The 22,205-nt window shown below is 44.4% G+C and carries 17 protein-coding genes and 1 tRNA gene; 12 read left to right on the top strand and 6 right to left on the bottom strand.

Annotated elements, in window-relative coordinates; translation table 11 throughout:
* Positions 1 to 47: 47 nt before the first annotated feature.
* Complete coding sequence (locus tag AAFP14_RS08180; RefSeq protein WP_341731903.1) at positions 48 to 1,367, bottom strand: IS4 family transposase; 1,320 nt, start codon at positions 1,365 to 1,367, stop codon at positions 48 to 50.
* An 84-nt stretch (positions 1,368 to 1,451) separates the two neighbouring features.
* Between AAFP14_RS08180 and AAFP14_RS08175 the strand changes: the two genes are divergently transcribed.
* From AAFP14_RS08175 to AAFP14_RS08140, 8 genes are all read left to right on the top strand, one after another.
* Entirely contained in the window at positions 1,452 to 1,841 is a 390-nt protein-coding gene (locus tag AAFP14_RS08175; RefSeq protein ID WP_341731794.1) for a hypothetical protein, read from the top strand.
* Between the two features lie 255 nt (positions 1,842 to 2,096).
* Positions 2,097 to 2,849 carry a hypothetical protein gene (locus tag AAFP14_RS08170; protein WP_341731793.1) on the top strand — a complete coding sequence of 251 codons (753 nt, stop codon included), beginning with the start codon at positions 2,097 to 2,099 and terminating at the stop codon, positions 2,847 to 2,849.
* A 396-nt stretch (positions 2,850 to 3,245) separates the two neighbouring features.
* Complete coding sequence (locus AAFP14_RS08165) at positions 3,246 to 4,097, top strand: hypothetical protein (protein ID WP_341731792.1); 852 nt, start codon at positions 3,246 to 3,248, stop codon at positions 4,095 to 4,097.
* A gap of 42 nt (positions 4,098 to 4,139) precedes the next feature.
* Positions 4,140 to 4,949 carry a hypothetical protein gene (locus AAFP14_RS08160; RefSeq protein WP_341731791.1) on the top strand — a complete coding sequence of 270 codons (810 nt, stop codon included), beginning with the start codon at positions 4,140 to 4,142 and terminating at the stop codon, positions 4,947 to 4,949.
* Between the two features lie 179 nt (positions 4,950 to 5,128).
* Entirely contained in the window at positions 5,129 to 6,496 is a 1,368-nt protein-coding gene (locus tag AAFP14_RS08155; protein WP_341731790.1) for a hypothetical protein, read from the top strand.
* A gap of 231 nt (positions 6,497 to 6,727) precedes the next feature.
* Positions 6,728 to 8,473, top strand: coding sequence for a transthyretin-like family protein (locus tag AAFP14_RS08150; protein ID WP_341731789.1), 1,746 nt, complete (start codon positions 6,728 to 6,730; stop codon positions 8,471 to 8,473).
* 99 nt (positions 8,474 to 8,572) lie between these two features.
* Positions 8,573 to 9,697 carry a hypothetical protein gene (locus AAFP14_RS08145; RefSeq protein WP_341731788.1) on the top strand — a complete coding sequence of 375 codons (1,125 nt, stop codon included), beginning with the start codon at positions 8,573 to 8,575 and terminating at the stop codon, positions 9,695 to 9,697.
* A 219-nt stretch (positions 9,698 to 9,916) separates the two neighbouring features.
* The gene (locus AAFP14_RS08140; RefSeq protein ID WP_341731787.1) at positions 9,917 to 10,939 is read left to right on the top strand and encodes a hypothetical protein; all 1,023 of its coding nucleotides are present in this window, start codon (positions 9,917 to 9,919) and stop codon (positions 10,937 to 10,939) included.
* Positions 10,940 to 11,392: 453 nt separating this feature from the next.
* Here the strand turns inward: AAFP14_RS08140 and cobA are convergent, their stop codons facing one another.
* The 4 genes from cobA to AAFP14_RS08120 form a co-directional block, all read right to left on the bottom strand.
* The gene (cobA, locus tag AAFP14_RS08135) at positions 11,393 to 12,217 is read right to left on the bottom strand and encodes a uroporphyrinogen-III C-methyltransferase (protein WP_341731786.1); all 825 of its coding nucleotides are present in this window, start codon (positions 12,215 to 12,217) and stop codon (positions 11,393 to 11,395) included.
* Positions 12,214 to 12,969 (bottom strand): sirohydrochlorin chelatase, encoded by a 756-nt coding sequence (locus tag AAFP14_RS08130; RefSeq protein WP_341731785.1) that lies wholly within the window; start codon positions 12,967 to 12,969, stop codon positions 12,214 to 12,216. The genes cobA and AAFP14_RS08130 overlap by 4 nt, the downstream gene beginning before the upstream one ends.
* A gap of 152 nt (positions 12,970 to 13,121) precedes the next feature.
* A complete protein-coding gene (locus tag AAFP14_RS08125; RefSeq protein ID WP_341731784.1) occupies positions 13,122 to 13,805 on the bottom strand; it encodes a manganese catalase family protein in 684 nt (227 codons plus the stop codon).
* A 191-nt stretch (positions 13,806 to 13,996) separates the two neighbouring features.
* A complete protein-coding gene (locus AAFP14_RS08120) occupies positions 13,997 to 15,517 on the bottom strand; it encodes a serine/threonine-protein kinase (RefSeq protein ID WP_341731783.1) in 1,521 nt (506 codons plus the stop codon).
* A gap of 260 nt (positions 15,518 to 15,777) precedes the next feature.
* Between AAFP14_RS08120 and AAFP14_RS08115 the strand changes: the two genes are divergently transcribed.
* The gene (locus AAFP14_RS08115) at positions 15,778 to 16,434 is read left to right on the top strand and encodes a zinc ribbon domain-containing protein (RefSeq protein WP_472851032.1); all 657 of its coding nucleotides are present in this window, start codon (positions 15,778 to 15,780) and stop codon (positions 16,432 to 16,434) included.
* 91 nt (positions 16,435 to 16,525) lie between these two features.
* Here AAFP14_RS08115 and AAFP14_RS08110 read toward each other — a convergent pair whose 3' ends face one another.
* A complete protein-coding gene (locus AAFP14_RS08110) occupies positions 16,526 to 16,687 on the bottom strand; it encodes a hypothetical protein (protein ID WP_341731781.1) in 162 nt (53 codons plus the stop codon).
* A 61-nt stretch (positions 16,688 to 16,748) separates the two neighbouring features.
* Here AAFP14_RS08110 and AAFP14_RS08105 point away from each other — a divergent pair.
* The 3 genes from AAFP14_RS08105 (at position 16,749) to AAFP14_RS08095 (ending at position 22,197) form a co-directional block, all read left to right on the top strand.
* Positions 16,749 to 16,821: transfer RNA gene (locus AAFP14_RS08105), tRNA-His, on the top strand.
* A 191-nt stretch (positions 16,822 to 17,012) separates the two neighbouring features.
* On the top strand, positions 17,013 to 21,317 hold the full coding sequence (locus AAFP14_RS08100) for a DEAD/DEAH box helicase (protein ID WP_341731780.1): 4,305 nt from the start codon (positions 17,013 to 17,015) through the stop codon (positions 21,315 to 21,317).
* Positions 21,295 to 22,197, top strand: a complete 903-nt coding sequence (locus AAFP14_RS08095; RefSeq protein WP_341731779.1) for a hypothetical protein — start codon at positions 21,295 to 21,297, stop codon at positions 22,195 to 22,197. The genes AAFP14_RS08100 and AAFP14_RS08095 overlap by 23 nt, the downstream gene beginning before the upstream one ends.
* Positions 22,198 to 22,205 lie beyond the last annotated feature (8 nt).

Here is a 22,205-nt window from a genome sequence, read left to right as displayed (position 1 = left end):
AATTTATGGAGATGTATAATCATGCCCCAAGCATCATTGGTAACAAGTTAAGCCTGTATGCCAGTTGTCAAGGGGATTTCAGAAGAGGCATCAAAGAAAAATTGGTGATTGCCTCGCTGTCGATCAGGGAAAGGTGAAACAATTAACTTAACATTGGGCTTTCGTTGAGATTTAACAATACCTAAATCTTGGTTTTCGGGCGCGGCGAAATACTCGATCAAGTCAGTTGCCTTACCTTTTTGATGAGCCACATAAAAATGGTAAAGACCCCGGTAAATCATTTCTAATGAAATCGAATCTATTGGTAAAGAGAGTTGGTCAGCAACGGCATCACCTAAATCAACCAAGAGTGCATAAAATATCCAAGTCCCCCAAATTTGAAGCTGGATGCCGTTGAGAGAACCTGTCCACAAATAACTTAATCCCAAAAGCCTTTTTACGGTATTAAAAGCATCTTCAATCCTCCAGCGCCTGCGATATAAATCTGCGACGACGTAGGGAGGTAATACATGAGGATCTAGTACGCTTGTCAAATAAGAATGCCAAATTTTACCGGAACGAACTTCAATCAAACGTAAGGTAATAAATGGAGTTTTTGAAGTTCCTGAGCCTAGCCGTATCCGACTATCTCGGAGTTCGTAACTCTTGGTATATACTTGCTCTACTTTAATTGATGCTCCTTTTTTCAAACGAGTAATTAAGTGGATATCTCGTTCAATTAATTTGAGCCAAAAACTAAAATGATAAAATCCTCTATCCAGTAAAAGTAAGGTTTGAGTTGGGACTAATTGCAGAATATTTTCTTCAAGCTTAACATCAGAAGCTCTGGGATTTTCCAAAAACCAAATCTCGGCAGGAAGCCTGGTCATTAAATCTATGACTGTTGCCATTTTTCCTGCCAACTGCCCTTTGGGTATATCTTCCAGGCTTTTGAGCTTACAAAATAATGCTTCGAGTGTTGAGCTATCCACTATCCAAATTCGGGAAAATTTAGTCAAGGCAAATTGAATGCTTTCTGGTAGAGGTCTTTGGTTTCTCTGATACCAAGCAGTTCTTAAACTTGGTAATAAATTTTTGAAGACTCCTTCAAATAAAGTGGCAGGAAAACTTAAAAATCTTTGAGACATTGCTTGTTGAGTGACTGTTGTGGGTCCGCACCACAAAAAACCTTCTCTTGCTAGCATTCTTGTGAGTTCTGTCACTCCAGCTACGTCTCGCCATAGCAAGGTTAATACTGCTGCTACCATCAACGGTAAGTTGAGAATTCTACCTCGTAAACCCAGTTGACGGTAGTAATTTTCTTGTGAGGTGATGGCTGGTGTTAATAATGCAGATAGTTGCGAGGCGATTGCCTCATCTTCCACCATCGGTCTTGTGGTTTTTTTGGCGTGGTCACGGTTGGTTTTTTGACTTTTAGCCATATTTACTGACCTACACAATCGCTCAATTATTTGTCAATTATATCGTTTGATCATACCAACGCCCGCGACTCTTATCGATCGCCCGCGACTCTTATCGATCGCCCGCGACTCTTATCGATCGCCTGCGACTCTTATCGATCGCCTGCGACTCTTATCGATCGCCCGCGACTCTTATCGATCGCCTGCGACTCTTATCGATCGCCCGCGACTCTTATCGATCGCCCGCGACTCTTATCGATCGCCCGCGACTCTTATCGATCGCCTGCGACTCTTATCGATCGCCTGCGACTCTTATCGATCGCCCGCGACTCTTATCGATCGCCCGCGACTAGAGTCAGCGAACAACTTATTAATAATGATAATCACTGCCGGTGGGAGAGTCCGCCGTCGGGGACTCTCCCACCCTTACCCCTTGTTTGATTATCATTATTATTCAATTATATTTCTACATAAAGGGGTATTGACAAAATCTACTTCCTTCTAACTTGTTACCAATGGACCGGAAAGGGAATAAAGTCACGGTGCTGCGGGCATGAGGGTGGGGTCAAATCAGTGGCATTTAGTCCGGACGGCAAGACGATAAGGCTGGATTGAAGCAATAGACCTTCTTTTCAGGACATAATAACACTATGTCCCCGGAAGCGATTCTCCTATCCTGAGTTGTATTTTTTGTTCATGCAAGAATCTTTCTCGATCGAATTTGCCAACGGTCTGACGGCAACAGCTCTCTATCCTCAAGCCAATGCCGACCTGACCTTAACTCTAGAGCAACTGGGACTCTCTAGTCCGCGTCCGGTCATCGTGGTGGTGGGCGGTGCCAGTAAACTCAGCGAAGTCGATCGGGAACGGTTGCGATCGCTCTTTCTAACAGTCCTAGCTCCTCTCGCCGAGTCCTTAAATGCCTACGTCCTCGATGGCGGAACCGATGCGGGTATTATGCAAATGATGGGGGAGGCTCGTTACCAAACGGGTGGCACTTTTCCTCTGATTGGCGTTACCGCCGTCGGTTTGGCAACATTACCGAATCAGCCACCTCCAGCAGAAGATGCCTGTGCCTTAGAACCCCATCACACCCATTTTGTTCTGGTTCCGGGTTCGCAATGGGGGGATGAGTCGGCGTGGATCGCACAGATTGCCCGCACCTTATCTGGCTTTTGCCCCTCGGTGACGGTGTTGGTGAATGGCGGAGAAATTACTTGGAAAGATGCACAGGAGAGCGTGAAGGCAAAACACCCGATCGTGGCGATCGCAGGCAGTGGACGAACGGCAGATATTTTGGTGGCGGCGTTGAATGGAACGGTGGAAGACGATCGGGCCCCCGCACTGGTGGATTCGGGCCTGCTACAAGCGGTGAATCTGGATAACCCCAAGGCGTTAGACCGAATTCTCAAGCAAATTGTAGCAACTTGTAGTGGTACCTCAAGCTGAAACCTTTAGGGTTTTAGGACTTACTTCTGTCTTCACTCCCAGCAAATAGAGTTTTGAGTTTTTAGGTCATTTTACCAGCACCTATTTCCTTCGGGAGTGGGTGCATTTTTTTGTGCAATTTTAAAGCAATTGAATTTCGCGATCGCCACGGACGCACTGATGAATCTGTCGGGCTGCAAAAGAGAGTCCGGGATCTGCCTATCGATCGGTTTACTTACTTCTGTCTTCGGCTATAAGTCCTTTTACCGCTCGCGAAATGGCGATCGCCCTCTCTGTAAAATGAGTGACACTCATTGGAGTGTCACTCAAAAAAGTGACTGACAAGGCATTTTCTTCAGGGTTATACCTAAGAAATAAATGCAAACAAGGGGTCACGCAATGCTAGATGGAGAAACAATGCAACACGAATTGGAACGCGAATTTGAAAACGAATTCGAGGGCGAAGGAAATTACGAATACGAAAGCGAATACGAGGGCGAAGAGTTTTTTGGTAGCCTGATGCAAGGAAGTGGTGGCGTATTGGGAGGAATGGGTGAAGGCGAGTATGAGTACGAAAATGAATATGAAAGTGAAGCTTTCTTCAAAAAAATTCGTGGATTTGCTCGCAAATTAGCTCCCATACTCAAACAAGTTGCACCCATCGCAGCTCGAGCTGTGGGTACTGCGATTGGTGGGCCCGGTGTGGGTCAAGCAGTAGGGGCGATCGCAGGTCAACTTGCGCGCGAAAGCGAATACGAATATGAGAGCGAATACGAGTTTGAAGGTGAATTTGAGAGCGAGTACGAATCCGAATCTGCACCGCAGCCGGAAGCCTTAGCAGAAGCACTCGCAGCCATGGCAAGTCAGGTACAAAGCGAAGCAGAAGCAGAAGCCTATACAGGTGCTTTTACTGCTCGAATTATCCCGATTAAATCCCATTCAATGCGGCAAATTTCGCCCAAATTAGTCAAGGGTGCGGCCACATTAACCCGGACTTTGCGCAAATCTCCGGCCACTCGCCCACTGGTAAAAACAGTACCCACGATTGTTGCCAGAGCTAGCAATACCCTAGCGCGGCAAGCAGCTCAAGGAAAACCCATCGCACCGCAAACAGCCGCTCGCGTCATGGCTGCTGAAACCCGCAAGGTATTAGGAAATCCCATGACTTGTGCCAAGACTTTAATGCGATCGTCCGGCGCTGCTAGCAAAGTTAACAAACCATTACCTGCAAAAACACAGAAGCGCAGAAGACAGCCCGTTTACGAGTAAGAGCAGTTGGAGTTGCCAACACACAGAAACAGAGGTGAAAAAATGTTTGAATACGAATTAGAAACCAATCTCGATCGCGAATATGAATGCGAATTCGCCAGCGAGTACGAAAGCGAGGAATTTTTACCTTTCTTAGTCCCCTTGCTCGCCAAAGCTGCTCCGATGGCAATTAAGGCCATTGGTGGCTTAATTGGAGGGCGACGGAGAAATCGGCAGCGAGAGTTTGAATTCGAGTACGAAGGGGAGTACGAAGGCCAGTACGAAAGCGAATACGAAGGCGATCCTTTTATCGGCAATTTGCTACAGGGATTGGGAAGTGCGATCGGACTAGGCGAAGGCGAGTATGAGTACGAATACGAATTTGAGTCCGAATTTGAATCTCCTTCTAGTTCTAGTTCGCGATCTAGTTCCATGAGCGAGTACGAAATGATCATGGAAAATCTGGCTTACAGAGCAGCTCACAGCGAAAGTGAAGCCGAATCAGAAGCTTTTTTAGGAGCCTTAGTGCCGATGGCAACACGATTGATTCCCTCAGCGGCTAAAGCAATTTCTGCTGTCGCTCCCCAGCTAATTCAAGGAGTAGCAAAAATGGGTCGTGCTCTGTACAACAGCCCCAGTACGCGCCAACTTTTGCAGACTGTTCCAGAAGTTTTGAAAGGAACTGTCAAGACCCTAGCTCATCAAGTAGCACAAGGCAAACCACTCTCACAAAAAACTGCTGTGAGGGCACTAGCAGCTAATACAGCTAAAGTCTTAGACAACCCCAAAAAAGTTAACACAGTAATGAAAAAATCCCATAAAGTGCAACATCAATTGCAGCCGAAAATTAATGGGAAATGCCGCTGCGCTTAAATTAGGTTTGGTTGAAGTAACGAAACTCAACATAAGAACTTTAAAATTAGATCAATAACTTTTAAATTGATGATGTTGAGTTTCCCTAGCGCTCTGTCCAATTTATTAAAAGCATACTTCATGCTTAATTATTCATTTTTCCTTCGGCTATATCTGGTTCATGCTTGGGGATAAAAAATATGAACGGACTGTTAGAAACATTAACAGATTTAGAAACAGATGAGGATGCCTATGAATTGAAGATTTTGAATGGTTTTGAACACAATAACTCTGCACTTAAATCACAAATAAAATTGCCTAGTTTAAAACCTTGGCTGAGAGTACAAGCCCTCAATGTTACCAGACACGCTGCTGCTTTGCGTCCCTTCCAACACGACGAGTTTGGTACAGATCCGGCTAGTCCTTCTGACGCTCACATCGATGCTGTTAATGAGCTAATTAGTTCCCTGAGAGTGCAATTGATGGATATGTCGAAAAAAGTCGGGAATATCGCAGAAATAGCCATCCGCGAACCGGATACCAAACACCTGCAACAACTGATGTCTCGCAAAGATCGTGCTCACGATTGGGTAAGAGCGATCGAACAAATTTGGGATTTTTATTTCGAGTTGTTCGGACAAAGACAGAGTAAATTTGGTAATTGGTTACTGGGTTGCGATCGCATTGCCCTTGACTGCTATCAAGACGTTTATATGGGATTGGGAATTGCCCAATCAATTCCCGCACCCGCACCATTTTCGTACATGAAAACAGGATTTTCACCAGCGACATTTAGGCGCGGGATTCCTCTCAGCAAACTCGGACAGCAAATCAATCCATTTCCGTTAATTCAATTACCATATCACCGCTTGATTAATCCTTGGACATTGGGAGCAGTTTTGCATGAAGTTTCGCATAATTTACAAACAGATTTGAACTTGCGACAGGCTATTCCCAGGGCGATCGCCCAGCGTTTGCTCAAAGCTGGAATGAGCCGAATGGTTGCCACAACTTGGACTAACTGGCATAGTGAAACCTTTGCCGATATGTCTGGTTTGCTGCTAGGTGGGCCTGGAATTGTAGCATCGCTAATGGATATTGCTGCGCGATCGACTCAATCTACTTTGTACTTCCATGCTGGTGCGCCACATCCTGTTCCTTATCTGCGAGTATTCATCAGCATTGAATTGCTGAAGCGCATGGGATTTCCCGAAGAAGCTGACAGATATAGCCAGATGTGGCAGCGCATTTATCCCAATCCCCGCGCCGGGAATCTTCCCTCAGAATTACTATCAACATTCAGTCAAGCAAATCAACTGGTAGTAGACACTATTTGCTTTACCCAATACCAACAACTAGGCGGTAAAACCCTAGCTGAAGTAACTGGATTTAAGCCACACCACCAGCGAATGATTGAAGAAGCAGGCGAGCGTTTAGCCAAAGGAAATGACCCCGGAATTATTCCCGAACGGTTCTTAATTCCTGCCTCTAGGTGGGCCTTAGATAAAAAGTTAGCAGAACCGGGAGTAATTACCGACAACTTCTACAAAGCTTTGGCACGCAGATAGTTTTTAGTCAATAGTCAATAGTCAACAGTTAGTAGTCAATAGTAGAGGGATTAAGTGATATCTTGCATCATTCTTAATAGCCTGTAGGGGCGGGTTCACCAGCACTCTTAAAGGTTGCAAACAGATTAAATAAACCCGCCTGACGAAAAAACCCTTTATTGACATTGATGCCCATGACTAATGACCAATGACTAATAACTAATGACCAATTACCAAACAGGAGAAATGAGAATGACAACTTATCGCATTCGGGGACAAGTAATCACAAATGTTCCAACACAAATACCAACACCAACACCAACAACTCAATCTGCCCCAGAAGCAGGTTTAAGAGTCGAAGCTTGGGACAAAGACTTGAAATTTGACGATCGCCTAGGCAGCGGAAAAACAGACTCCAGAGGGTTTTTCGAGATCGAGTTTACAGACGAAAATTATCGGCCAGAACCCCTAGAATCTGAAACTAGAATCGAACTTTTCTTCCAAGTATTTCGCGGCCGAGAACTTGTTGGCATTAGCGACAACGGCAGGACTTCCAATATTGCGATTGTTCTGCCAACACCGGGAGGTTTTTTTTCTAGTTCAGTACCTCTGTTCGTAGACACAAATAATCCCAGTGAATACAGCATTGAAACACTCAGAATTGAAGAACTAATTGACCAAATTACTCAACGCCAAATCATCGAAAATCGAAGAATTACCGAAGATACAGTGGTGGATATTTTGCCAACTTTAGACCAAGTTTCTAGCTCTGGGATTCGCAATTCTTATGCTGTTATTGATAGTCAAGGTGGCTCGTTGCAGCAGATGGTAGATAGTGCTTTTAGTGAAGTTTTAGGCCGCAATCTTAAGGTAGGAGATGCACAAATGTTGCGCGCTTCTATAACACAAGCTTTTGCACCTCAAGAAAGTAACGGGCGCACTGATTATGTATGGACTCCTCGTGCTTATGCCACCGTACAAACTGAACTCGGTGGTATGCTAACGGGAGCGCAAGCTAGCCTTTATCACCGCGCCAAAGCTGCTTTCAATGAAATGCTGCCGCTACTGAACAAACTCTATCCACTAGATACAAATGCCGATGGGCAAAATCTTGAAGCTACTCGCTCAATTGTGCGCACTGAAATCACTGAATTAGTCAACGAAATGGGAACTCAAGGCGGGCCTCGCGCTCAGCGAGTTGAAAGCTTATTCCAATTGTTAATTGGCGATGTTAATCCTAATGAACCGGAAATAGTTGCAGGACAGCTTAAAGATTTAGCTGATATGTTTGGGCTGACTCGATCGCGCATTAACACCGTCGATGAAGAACAAAATTACAGCAACTTTTTGATTATCAGAGATTACATTGCTTCTCTGAGATCTAGCTGGAATGCTTATATCAATAATTCTGGTGCTGGTGCTTTTGTCGGGCCACAACTGGTGCTATTGTCGCAAGCTTTGTCAGTGGTTGCAGAATCAGTTCAAGAAGTTTATCGGATTATGGATCTAGTCTTCCTCGGTCCTGCGGAAAGACAGGCAGTATGGCTTGATTTCACCAAGGCAAGAGATGAAAAATTGGATAGTGGTGAGATTGCTTTCCTGCTGCCGGATGGTACTGGATACCCCATTTCCCAAGTCAGACAATTAGTCCCACCAATGACAGTGGAATCATTGCTCTCATGGGCTTTGCTGGCGGCGACTAAAGAATGGCCGGCAATTGCTAAAGATGGTGGCAAGTTAGGCATTGCCAAAACCATTGCCGAAACGGCAGAAAGACTGATGATTTTGGTGCAAGCTGCTTCTTATATTCCCCTTCGCAACACTGCTTTCAATCGGGCAGGTGTCCTGCGTTCCCTGCGCGATTTGGCATTCCAAATTTATCAAGTCAAACGATTAGCATCAGCCTTAATTTCACCTATACCGCCTTACTTTATCGACGACCGGGATGACATTTTGGCGCTAAATAGTGGTGAAACAAATAGCCTACCAGGCAGATAACTTCTGTCATAAAAAATTTTAGCTCACAAACACTCCGCTGGGAGTGTGTTCGCAAATTAACAGCAACTCGCCTGAAACTTTCAGCTAGGAGACTCAATTATGTCCACGACTGGAGACAATCAAAGTTTATACGATCGCATTGCTGCTCTGAGGGAAACTCTCACTGAAAAACTCGCCCCTCAGTTGATCCAAAACCCACAGCTAGCCGATGCTTTAACTCAGCAAATCGAGACCATAGTTTCGCAACTGGTAGCTGCCGATAGCCAAATTCAAGCGCCGCCAGATGGTGGTTTAGCCGAATTAATCGGTATTGGCAAAGATGCCGCCACTAAAGTCAGTTCAACTCGCTTGCCCGAAAAAGTTGAAGACTACGACGAGCAAGTTGCTTCCGAACGAATTCTAGCAGTTGCTGACCTTTACTATCTCTATCAGCACGAGAAATTAGGGGTTTTTCGCTCTGTTTGGAAACTGCAAGAATTATTCAATGCTGGTACTGTGAGATTATCGACTGGTGATGGTGCTTACGGTTTGTATCGGTTCGATCGCCGTAGCGTTTTGCGCTATACCCAAAAACAACGGATGCAAACCTATCGACGGGTATTGGGATATACTCCTGTCGAACTGATGCCCAGCGCTCAACCTAACACTAAATTTCACCCGTTATTCACGCAATTCATCAATAATGTAGCCGAATTTTGGCGCGATAAACGGATCTCAGATGTGATTCGCGATCGAGCTTTTGACCCCAGTTTTGGCAGTATTGCTACCGTCAGGCGAGCGGGTTTAGATTTGCGAAATAACTTGAAATGGTCTTCCTACGGACACGTCAATGTCTTTCGGATTGAAGTGCTGCAATTGCTGGAAGAAGCATTCACAATTCTCAATGCTGAAGATGTGAGAAAACTGTTTGGTGCAGACAATGCTTGGGATGTTGTGGAAGAAGTAATGCTGCGTTATTTCAAGGAAAATGTCGATGCTTCTCAGCGTCACCGGATGGCTGTTTCTGGACGAGAACTGATTCGCTGGTTGGCGCACAAACACATCCTCAAAACATCGCGTGCTGAGTTTGAAGCTTTGCTGCGAGAAATTGCAGATAATGCCGAAGAATGGCTGACCAGTGCTGAAACTTTGGGCATAGCTTTTCGGGGTCATACGCAGCGAGTTGTGCCGCTTGATTCGCGTCGCAATGGTGGGAGAGGTTTGAGAAGTGCGGAACCTGGTTAAAGTGGAAATTTAAATTTACCTCCTCTATTTTTCGGCGGTTGAAACCGCTTCTTGCCACAGGAATTCGGCTTCCGCAGACTAAAAGAATTGAGGGATTATTTCCGCCGGATTTAGGTTTGCACAACCATTCCCAGGTATTCGCGACACTGCTTCGGTGTCCGCTTTGGGAAACAGAAAAAGGACGAAAAAACTAACAACTAAAAACTAGGAGCAATGACGATGTACGGAACTATGTCTGAATACGAACTCGAATCTTTATTAGCAGGGGAATATGAATTTGAAAACGAATGGGAAAGCCAATTACAAGGAGAGTTTGAAGGTGGAGATGGGAAGTCGCCGCCCGCCCCAAATCCAGGGTGGAAGAAGATAGCCACCAACAGTGCGAGAGAGGTTCTGGTACAAGGATTGCCTGCGGCAGGTGCGGCTTTGGGAGCGGTGGCTGGCAGAAAATTGCGTGTTGGCCCAGCAGCATCAGCAGTTATGGGGCAATCTTTGGGAGCGGCTTTAGGTGGAGGACTCGCGAGTCTTTTGCCCAAGGATAATGAGTTTGAGTTCGAGTTGGAAATGGCAGGGGAAATACAGCACAACCAGCAGCACTATACCGATGGGCTGATGGAACACCTGGGATACGCGGCAGCTACGGCAGAAAGCGAAGCTGAGGCAGAAGCTTTTATTGGGGCATTACTGCCACTGGCTGCACAGCTTATTCCTCAAGTTGCTCCTGCGATTATGCGTGCTGCTCCTAATTTAATTAGTGGGTTAGCTGCTGCTACGAAAAACTTGCGACGCAGCCCTAGTACCCGTCCGTTAGTACAAACACTTCCTACTATAGTTCGTCGCACCGCAGCCAGCATTAATCAGCAACGCGCTCAGGGAGTTCCGGTGACACCACAAACGGCTGTACGATCGCTCGCAAAACACACCTACGGGGTTCTGAGTAGTCCCCAGCAAGCTAACCAAGCACTGCGTCGATCGCGTGCTATCAATCAGCGCTATCAGCACGAGATGTTGCCTGAAGACAGGGAGTTGGAAGGGGAACTCAGTTCGGCTCAAGAAAAAGAGCTAAAACAGTGTCTTAATGCCGCTGTTTTGAAGCTGGTACACAACAGCAATGCAAGTCCGAGCAATCTTGCTAAGCATCAGAAGGGAATAGCGAGAAAAAGACAGGATATGTGGAATAAAGCCCTGCGGATTGCTGACCAACATGGTTTTCAAGCTGCGAAGAAATACTTGGATTGCTGATTGTGATAGGACTTATGCGCGAGTGTTAAGAAACCGGGTTTATTTGTAAAATCGTCACTTTGGTACTATAGCTTTTCTCAGTTAGGTGGGTATAGGGCATTACTAATTACCTATTAGCAATTACCTATTACCCATTACCTATTACCAACGCATCTATCAACCGGGGGATTTGACCAATAGCAATCTGGAGGCGATCGCCAAAGATGCGATCGGAGACACTTATAAAATTGCGGTTGCCAAAAAAGTTAGTGAAATAGGAGATGGATATCAACGTAAATTATAACCCATATAACCGATTTTTCAAATTAATCTCTAGGTTTAGTCGCGATGAAATGTTGAATACAACTTGCTAATTGGTAGGGTGCATCGCGATGAAATATGCGAGAAAACTTGCAGATCGTAAATGACGAAGCACCTGACGCTAAGGAAATATTAGCTGTTTTCAACCAAGTGCTAATTTGTTGATTCTACCGTCTGATGAACAGGCCGACATCCCGACAATATACCGTGCAAATTGACGACATTTCCGATTACCGCGATCGCCGGTGCTGCAAATCCAGTCGTCTCAACTTGCTCTACAATTGTAGCCAAAGTTCCGATCAATTCTTCCTGTTCCGGTCGCGTTCCCCAACGCACCAAAGCTATCGGCGTTTCGGCACTCAATTCGGCTGCTGTCAACTGGCCGATGATGTATGGTAAATTGTGAATTCCCATGTATATTACAATGGTTTCGGAGCCGTGGGCGATCGCCTGCCAATTTACCTCTGGTCGATATTTTCCCGCTGATTCGTGACCGGTCACAAAAGTGACAGAGGAACTGTACGATCGATGGGTTAAGGGAATTCCCGCATAGGCTGCTGCTGCAATCCCAGAAGTGATACCGGGAACTACTTCTACAGAAACTCCTGCTTTGACCAAATCTGCCATTTCTTCGCCACCACGGCCGAAGATAAACGGATCGCCACCTTTGAGACGAACAACGATCGCATTATCTTGAGCTTTTTCGATCAATAATTGAGTAGTTTCGTCTTGGATTAGGGAATGGCGGCCGCGACGTTTCCCCGCATCTATTCGTTCTGCTTGGGGGTTGATTAATTCCAAAATTTGAGCGCTGACTAAAGCGTCGTAAATCACGACATCGGCACACTGTAACAAAGCTTTTCCTTTCACCGTCATCAAACCTGGATCTCCTGGCCCTGCACCTACCAAATAAACTTTACCAACAGACATTGTTACCTCTTGTTTTTGTTTTGCCTCTTGTGTATCTTTGCGGTTCATTGTTTAATTAACTCCCCAATTAAGTCTGCTAACTCTACAGTTGCTCCTAGAGGATTTGCTAGATGAATTTCGGCTGTGGAAAATTGCTGCTGTAATTCTGTAACTTTTTTGGCGATCGCATCTGTAATTCCTCCCTTAAATAGGAAGTATGGCACAATGCCAATTTGCTGCTGTCCATCACGAACTAAACTCTCAATTTGTGATTCCAAACTCGGCTTTACCGACCAATAAGCTGCTACAGCACCCACTTGGTTAGCTATTTCCTCCACTGTCAAGTTCCCGGACGGACGGCGACTACCATGAGAGAGTAAAATCCATTTTGGAACTCGCAAATTGGGGAGAAAAGCCACCTCTTGCATCTGAGTTTTCACCAAGTTAGCTAAACCTGCTTCTTGGGTTCCCAAATGGGGCAGCAATTCAATTTTCAGTTTAGGAGAAAGAGTTTTTTGGGCAATTTCTACCTCTGCCGGTATGTCTTCAGCGACATGAACACCGGGCAATAAAAATATGGGTAAGATTTGTAATTCTGTCAATCCCAGGGAGAGGGTATCTTCGGCAAAACGGCAAATTTGCTCGTGTAGTGGCGCCGGGCCCAACTCTAAGGTGGCGGTTCCGACTGTGGGAACACCGGAAGCGCCAGAAGTGCTCCACATGGGTAATTTTTGAGACAGCAGTTGAGCTAGGTTTTCCAAAGCGACTTGGGGTCGGGGGTCACGACTGCCGTGAGAGACTAATAAATAGGTCGATCGCAATTTCAATATGGATGTGATGTTAATGGTCGATCGGAATCTTCAACAACTATAACATCTTCCAGCCGAAACTACTCAACAAACAGAACACCTAGAACCCCGACTTCTTTAAGAAGTCGGGGTTCTGATGCAATTCTAGTTGCCAAATCTTCTAATTAACCTTGAGGAGCAGGATCGGCGATATACTTGAAATTGGGTTCTGAATTCAAAGCAGTGGGTTGATCCTTGCCATCGCTAGACAAGTTAAAGAAAAGATCCACAGTGGAATCTGGCGGAATATTACCAAACATGGGATCGGTAAGTTTGCCCATAGATTCCAGAGCATTCATAAACATTTCAGTGTGAGAAATTTCGCGAGTCAGCAAGAAGTGCAGCGTCTTTTTGGTACCCGCATCCGGTGCCAGATTAATCAATGCTTCGTAGGTTTGGCGAGCTCCGGCTTCCGCACCGATATTAGCACGTAAATCGCGCACCACATCGCCACCTTCGTTGACATAAGCTCCCGTCCAAGCTTGACCTTGGCTGTCCAACAAATGGGGGCCTACACCTCGCACAGCAAACAAAGTGCTTTTGTAAGCTTCTGTTTGGTCAACATTTTTGGTGTGTGATTCGATGAGTTTGCCAACCATTTCTAAATGGCTGAATTCTTCGATCGCAATATCTTGTAGCATATCCTTAATCTGTGGATCTTCACAGTGAAAGGACTGCACCCAGTATTGCAGAGCTGCTGTCAGTTCTCCGGTAGCTCCCCCAAACTGTTCTAGTAGTAGTTGGGCAAAACGAGGGTTGGCTTCGTCTACCTTTACCGCAGCCATCAATTGTTTTTTATGAAAAAACATAACTCTATCTCTCCACTGAGTTCTGTTGTTAAAATCTGAGCAATTCAGACTTTAGCTGTGTTCACCTTCGTCATCCATTGTGCGATGGGCGATAGGATACAACCTCGGTCGTGAGTTACATATAATGAGCTTAATTTCTCTGCTTTGAGGTAGAGTAAAAATTATCAAAATTACTTAATATTTAGAAGTAATTACTCTCTAGTAGAAATATTACTGCACTGGGTTAATCTTGTTGAGATGGCATCCAGGTGTCGCACCCATTGAACACCGCCTACCCAACTACGAGATGGCAGATGTCCTTGGGGTGCTTGTTGGCTAAATTTAAGCTGGCTCAAAGCAGTAGCAGAGTTGTAGGTTGGCCAGTTTACCCGATCGCAAAATCTGATATAATCTCCCTTAACACTTTGGTAAACTTGGTTTTGGACACTAAATCCAAACTGACCTTGACTGTAGTGTACCCACAGGCGATCGACTATTTGCAAATCTTCGCACGGTAACTGGTAAATCTGGCTAACCTCTAGTTGAGTTCCCGCTGTCAAAGAGAGGGCTTGACACATCAGTACCCAAGTTTCTCGATCCGCTGCTTGCCACTTTTTACTAGACAAAAAATCCTGCAATTTATGATAATCAATTCCCTTTAATGAAATTAAATTTAATGGCCAATTCAAATTCACAGCTCCCGTCGAATGTTGCAGGGGATTTGTGAAAACTTTTGGGGATATCTGAGCTTCAAAAGTTGGCGATAAACTCAAATTAGGCGAATTGTCACCATTACTAAGATTAGGGATAATTTGAGGTTGCTGCGAATTAAGTTCAGCAATAGTCAGTGGCGAAACTGCCTGAATATCTTGCAAAACTTCCACAGCAAAACTATATCGCTGATTGAGATGAGTTTGCAACAATTTATCTAAGATTTTACCTAATTCCGTGCTAATAGTTGTACCTTTTGGGAGGTAATCGCGCCACCACCAACGCTCAGTGTGGCAATCATACATATCCAAGGGCGGAACTTGGGTCATCATCCGAATGCAGGTGACACCTAAACTGTAAAGGTCGCTGGCCGGAAATACTTTGCCCCGCATTTGTTCGGGAGCTAAATAATCTTGGCTACCGATTAAAGTTGCGGGACGGAGTAAGGCCGTATCTGTCAGCAGTTTCGCAATCCCGAAATCAATCAATACCAGTTTATAGTCCGACTGGCGGCGAATAATATTTTCGGGCTTGATGTCGCGGTGGATGACGCGATGCTCGTGGATAAATTGCAGCACTGGCAATAAATCTTGCAACAATTGCCAAACCTGATTTTCACTATATGTATTCTGGTCTAATTCTTGTTTGAGAGTCGGTCCTTCAATAAATTCTTGAACTAAATAAATCTGGGTTTCTTGTTCAAAGCAGGCTAACAAATTGGGAATTTGCGGATGATTGCCGAGTTCATCTAAACGAATAGCTTCTTGACGAAATAGTTCAAGGGCTTTCTGGAAAATTTCGGGATCGCGATCGTAAAATTGAAATTGCTTGACTGCACAGCGGGGTTGGGATGGCAAGTCTTCATCCACTGCTAAAAAAGTTTTGCCAAATCCACCTTTCCCCAGGGGTTCTATGGGACGATATCGCTGTCTGAGCAATAAGTGAGAGCCACAGTTTAAGCAAAATTTGGCAGTGCTAGAATTTTGAGGCTGGCGACATTCTGGATTGACACAGTAGCTCATATCGATTGGGGATGGGGATTGGCGATTTGGGATTCGACGACGGATAAGAATTAGAAATCGCTATAATTTTATAAGAAATACCCTGAAAACCCCGTGACTTGAGTCCGGGGATGAAAGGGCGTTGCAGGATTTATCCTGCCTACTCTCTTTGTGCTTCAATGTAACGCTTAACGGTAGGAGAAAATTTAGCCATATTCCTTGACTTGTGTTTATAGACACTGTATGGTAAACGCAAGCTAAAGACAAGAGGTGAAACACAATTGTTAACCAACTACGTTTACAAACTGCGTCCTAATCAAACGCAGACCTCAAAAATGTCAGCTTGGGTGAATATGCTTAGGAGCCATTATAATTGGTGCTTGAATGACAGAATTGTTCAATACAACCAACAATTCATCCAGGGAGATTATTGCGACATTAAAACTCGCGGTGAAGCTTCACCACTCACTTGCTTTGTCAGTAAGAGCGGTGCAACTGGGAATCCGTGGAAAGATTCTAAGTCTGACAAGGAGGGCAACACTAGAAATCCTCGTCGAAGTGCGACGGACATTCAGATCACAGCATTGCCAGAATTAAATTTGATTCTGAAGATCGAGTATTTAGCTGCAAAGCAAGGAAAGGTTGTAATCAAAGTTAATCCCAAATACTCCAGTCAAAAATGCAGAAGTTGCGGGCATATCGACCAATCCAACAGAGATGGTGAAAAATTCATCTGTGTTGAATGTGGGTATCACGAACACGCAGACATTGGCGCAGCAAAAACCATCAGAGATCGAGCTTTGGAAATAGTACGTGGGGACTCCGCGAAACTTGGTGCTTGTCACCTAAACGCCCAAAAAATATCACCACGCTCGAAGAGCAAACGTGGTGAGTTTGGGAACCTTGGTAACAAGGATATTAAGACCGAAATGTCTTAAGAATCCCCTCGGCTTCAGCCAGGGGAGTGTCAATTTAATTGTTTCGTTCTTATTGGTGTTCTGGTTTGTCGCTGGGCTGCTTCTAGCCGAGTCAGAGTGCTGCTAGGACTGAGTAGTTGGTGAATCTCACCGCAAAGGCGGTAACAACTCTTGGATAGAGTGCCGGCCCGTTTGGTGTCTCTGTGTATGGATTTGAGGCGGTTTCTATGGGATGGGTGCTGGGGCGATCGCAAATTTTGGAAAAAATTTTCAAAATATGGTTGCTTTACCCATAAACCTGTGCTAAGGTAGCATACTATAATGAAAACAACACGGCGAGCGTAGCCAAGTGGTTAAGGCAGTGGTTTGTGGTACCACCATTCGTGGGTTCAAGTCCCATCGTTCGCCCTTTTAAATCTCCATTTTTAATTGGTTCCTAGGTTCTCCCTCGGAACCAATTTTCACATCCAGAGCTTCCCTGACGGTATTACCCTGCACAACCCTGGGATTTGGTAGACACCTGGTGGGTAGACCTGCACAAGTTCCGATCGTGCTAACGTTATATTTATCGAGGCGACAAACAATCATAGAAAATAAAGATGCCATCTTTAGTCACAGAAGATTGGGGATACAAATTTACTGGGAATCGGGCGATTAATAAATTTATTCGCGATGTTGAAGGGGAAGCAGCTTTAGCAAAATATTGCGATTGGGAATGCAAAGAGCGTGCGGAAATTCTGATGTCAGAGATTGTCGGTAAATCTCATAATATTTTCTATCTGCGTCGCCAACAGGTAAATCAGAGATTTTCGGAAGAAGAAATTTGGGAATTGATCGTTGCTACGGATCGAGATGATTTTGAATTCCCAGAATTGCTGCAAAAAAGAGACTGCACTTTACGCTTATTAGCAACAGTACGCTGCGAAGATGGCATTGGTGGCCTCAAGTTATTGGATGCTGGTTTAGTAAATCAGCTAAGAGGTAAGAAAGACGGTTATGTTTTGCCCCAGAAACTGCGACTTTTAGGTAATAGTAAAGCCGGGGTGCCTCGCAAGTCGATCGCCCGCGTACAACAACTGCCATTTTGGGAAGATAGACACATACCAACCGAGGAACAACTAAAAGTTTGGCACAGTTTCCTAAAAGTTGAAAAACGGATTGCGGAAGCTCGTCAATTTTGCGTCCCTTTCCGAGGTCATAATTACGGTTCGACGCTCAAAATCATTACTTTAGAAATTGATTCTAGTTCCGCAACTCTAGATGGCTATGAAGAAAATTGTTTAGAATTGGGCGACTTTCGAGAAAGGCTAAAAAATGCCCGCCATGAAGAAATTACTCTGTTTGATTCTGCGCCAGGAACCAGAAGCAGCCGAGATGGAGAAACTTTAGGTTCGATCGCTGAAATTGACTTTGAACGTAGCAAATTACGCATCAAATTAGACCCAGATTTAGCTGTGCGCATGGCTGGCGATCGATATTTATTACCTAAACAAGGATTTTTGTATTTTGAGGCTGCTGGCGATATCACTCAGATTAAACGCAAAGAACAAGCTTTGAAAATGTTGGCAGATGGCCGGGCTCAAAATCCCTATTTGAGCGATTTTTTGTTCGACGCTTCCCAAGCAAGGTTGCCACAAAAAAATATTAAACTAGAACGGGAAAATTTATTAAATTCCAATGCTAATGCTGACCAAATTTCTGCGGTAGAAACAGTGCTGGCTGCACGAGATTTAATTCTGATTCAAGGACCTCCGGGAACTGGAAAAACTACGGTGATTGCCGAGATTTGCTATCAAATTGCCCGTCAAGGTGGCAAAACCCTGATTGCTTCTCAGGCAAATTTAGCTGTAGATAATGCTTTGAGTCGCTTGGTTCACAATCCGGCGATTCGGGCATTGCGGAAGGGAAAAGCTCATAAGGTGCAGGAAGAAGGACAGCCGTTTTTGGAAGAAAATGCGATCGGCACTTGGTTACAAAATACGGCGACGGACTGCGAACAAAAACTATTAAATCGTCAGCAAAATGTCACTTATTTGCGAAATTTATTGACAGAATATGAAAGATTTCCTGATTACTTTGCAGCGGAATTAGATTTTTATAGTCAACAAAAACACCTGCACAATGCCAAGGCAAATCTTGAGGCTAACTGCAATCTTCAAGAAACAGCATATCAGGAAAGTTTAGCAGAGAAACAAGAGATTGAAGTTTTATTTGTCGGTTTACAAAAACTCCTGGATTCACCAAAGATCGATTGGGAATCTCCCGAAATAACCGAATTTTTACCCAGACTTAAACCTTATTCAGAAGGTAATGTTTTAGTCGAAAACTTTATGGTAAATGTGCGGATAGCAGCTAATCAGGCTACTCAAATCGGCTTTGTTAGGCCCGCTTGTGGTGCTTTTGGGATTGCGGTTTGGTTGCGAGAAACTGTAGCACCACAAATAGCAGAATTTCAAACAGCCTTTGATTGTGCTGATGATGTGTGTCATGCTATGTCAGGAGTTGCGGATTCGCGGAGGGTGTCGCGACAGATTTCTGATGCTTTGAGTCAGCTACAATTGGGCGATCGCCAAAATCAGACAAATCGCCAAAATTTACAGCAGAAAATCCAGAATTTGGAACTGCGAAAAGCAGAAATTGCCGCCGTTGTTGTCGCCGTTGCAGAGTGGATTCAGACTGCGGATACTCGACTGGATGCAGTGGTCAAATCTTGCTGGGAAACAGGGGCGCTGCTGACCGATGACATGGTAGAATTGCCTGGGGGATTGTTGAAAATTGCCCGATCGCTCAAATTGCCCATCGTCCCCCCCAAATGGAAAGTTAGTTTGCCCGATTTAGACAGACTACAAAAGGCGATTTCCCATGAAGCCAGCGGGGGTTTTAAGGACCTTCAAGGTCAACAATTCCGATTTAGCGAGTTTTTGCACCTAAATTTGAGTCAAACGCCGATCGTACTCTCCATAGGCGATCGAACCCAATGGCAACAACTAGCCAAAGACTTTGATAACTATTCCCAAATCAGCCGAAGTCAACGCCAATTTATCATAGAAACAGCCAGCACTTTCTTCGCCAATATTCAAAAAATTTACAGCGCATCTTTACAGCCACATAACATCCAGACAACCCTCGATCGTCTCGCCAAAGAATTGCTGCACACCATCCTCGAAAATGCACGCCAATGTGTGGTTCCCCTCAAAACAGAAACCGAACAACAACTACAAAAACAGCAACAGCTATTAGAGCGACTAAACTTCAGCTTAAATCAGCCCGAAATATCCGCCCTTCAACTTCAGCTAGAAACAGCACAACAAGCAACCAATTTAAAAATTAACACAGCAACTAATCTCTTGCAAGCAATTGTCGCCCAGCCAAACCTCCCCGAAAAAATGCGAGCCTTAGCCGAACAATATCTGAGCCGCACATCTAATATTTGGGAACAACCACAACAATTTATTCGCCAATTTGAGGCTTGGAAAGAAATTACTTCTCAGCTAGAAAACTACATAACAGCCCTCGATCCTTTCGGTATCTTGGAACTAATTAAAAACAGTCTCAAAGACCATTTATTGCCGCTGCAACTAGCATCCAACAACGGGTTACAACAACTCCAAGAACTCCAAAAAGAACTCAGCGAAGTTCTGGACAAACTCCAACAGCAGCAGCCAACACCGGCATTAATTTTGTCCAGAACTTGGTGGGAGTCCGCATGGCAAAAATTCCCAGATAAATACAAGCCAGAAGTGAGCAGTACGGGATTGTTCACTGTGGATTTTTTACGCAAAATTAAACGACAATTAACTAAATGGAAACAAGAATTAGAACGAGATGAAACAGAACTAAATCGCTCTCAAGAATTTGTAAGAGACTGGATTAAAAAACTCCACAATCCTTCGGAAAAAGACCAAAGTGATTTAAAGCAAATTTATATAGACAATGCCAATGTTATTGGCATTACTTGCGTACAAGCAGCCAGTTTCGACTTCAGCAAAAACTTCCCCAGCTTTGATGCCGTCATTATTGACGAAGTTAGTAAATGTACGCCCCCAGAATTATTGATTCCCGCTTTGAAAGGCAAAAAATTAGTATTAGTAGGGGATCACAGACAGTTACCGCCTATGTTCGATCGCAATACCATCGCTGATATTGCCGAAGAAATTGGCTGTAGCGGAGACGAACTAAGTTTCATCAAAGAATCCCTCTTCAAAACGTTGTTTGAAAATGCCAACGACAGCATCAAACAAATGCTGACAACTCAATACCGAATGCACCCGCAGATTATGGGAGCAATCAATCAATTTTATGACCAAAAACTCAACTGTGGTATTGCCGAACCAGACACCAGACGCGCCCACAACCTGGCGGGTAAAATCCTTCAAGACACTAATCACATCCTGTGGGTAAAAACACCAATCGGACAAGGTTTTGAAGAAGAAAAAAATGGCACTTCCCGCTTGAATATCAAAGAAGTAGATGCCATTGAACGTTTGTGCGAAGAAATGGAAATAGCTTGGCAGTCAAAAATTGCCGATGGTGAACCGCCTAAAGAAATCGGAATCATTACTTTTTACGGCGCTCAGTTAAGGTTAATTCAAGATAGAATTGAACCGGAAAGATTTCCATCTCTGAGTATCCGTACTGGGACTGTGGACATATTTCAAGGCATGGAGCGACCTGTGATTATTGTCAGCACAGTGTGCAATAATAATAGGGGAGATATTGGATTTGCTAAGGAACCCGAACGGGTGAATGTGGCATTTTCCCGCGCTCAAGAATTGCTGGTAGTTGTGGGCTGCCACGATTTATTTACCCAACAAACAGGTACTGTCGGCAAAATGTATCAGGAAGTTTCAAAAACGGTGCGTTACTGTGGAGGTTTTCTAGATGTCTCTAGCTTCCTCAACTAAACCCATTGACTCTAACTTAAGTTCCCTAGTGGCACAAATTGAGCAACAAAATCCCGGCTTGTCAGTTTTAGCTGCGCGTCAATTCCGCTGTGCGAATCGACAAACACCTTTGGAGGTGACAATTAGCGAACCTCGCAAATTTAATGTACTCGAAGAGTTTATTCTGCGGGCTTGTATCGAGTTTGAACCTCCGCCCACCTTGAAAGAATTGGCTGATTTGCTGGGTTTAGATGAGGTTTTTGTGAAAACTACGGCGACTACTTTGGTGAGTTTGGATATCTTGGAGGTGTCTGGAATGGGCAAAATTGCGATCGCACCGGGAGGAAAAGATTTTTGCGATTTAGGTGCTGTTAGTAAGTCGCAAATTCAATCAATTTATGCCATTTCCGATCCCTTGAATCAAACTCTTACCTTTAAGTTAGATCCTCTACGGGCAGAAAATATCGACTTACCAGATTTAGCAGATTTAATATTACTTGAACATAAAATTGGGGATCTTGCCAATTTAAGTATCACAGAAATTCAGCCATTAATTGAAAATTCTGGCTTAGGAATTCACATCCCAGCCGACGGCAAACTTGTCACCAAGTGTGATGTAATTGGCGATGATGTGAATATTTGGCAAAGCATATCTATTTTTGTGTTGTTTGATGCGATCGAAAATCAAACTACCATCCAAGTACGACAGGAAAAACAAATATTAGAAACAGCATCAAACTTACTCAACGAACTCCAAGCTCAAGCAAAAATATCCTTAAATGACTTCTCTAAAGGCACTGAAAATGTTGTAGTTCAAGAAGCCGAAATAATCGCCACTCCCCAAAAAAAGAAACAAGCATCTAAGCAAAAACCCAAGAAAACTGAGTTAAGAAAAAAGTAATTTGAGTA

The sequence above is a fragment of the Microcoleus sp. EPA2 genome (genome assembly GCA_020882975.1).
In the GTDB taxonomy this organism is placed as follows: Bacteria; Cyanobacteriota; Cyanobacteriia; order Cyanobacteriales; family Microcoleaceae; genus Microcoleus.
The sequence above is the reverse complement of the archived record's forward strand: the minus strand, read 5'-3'. Positions and strand labels throughout refer to the sequence as shown.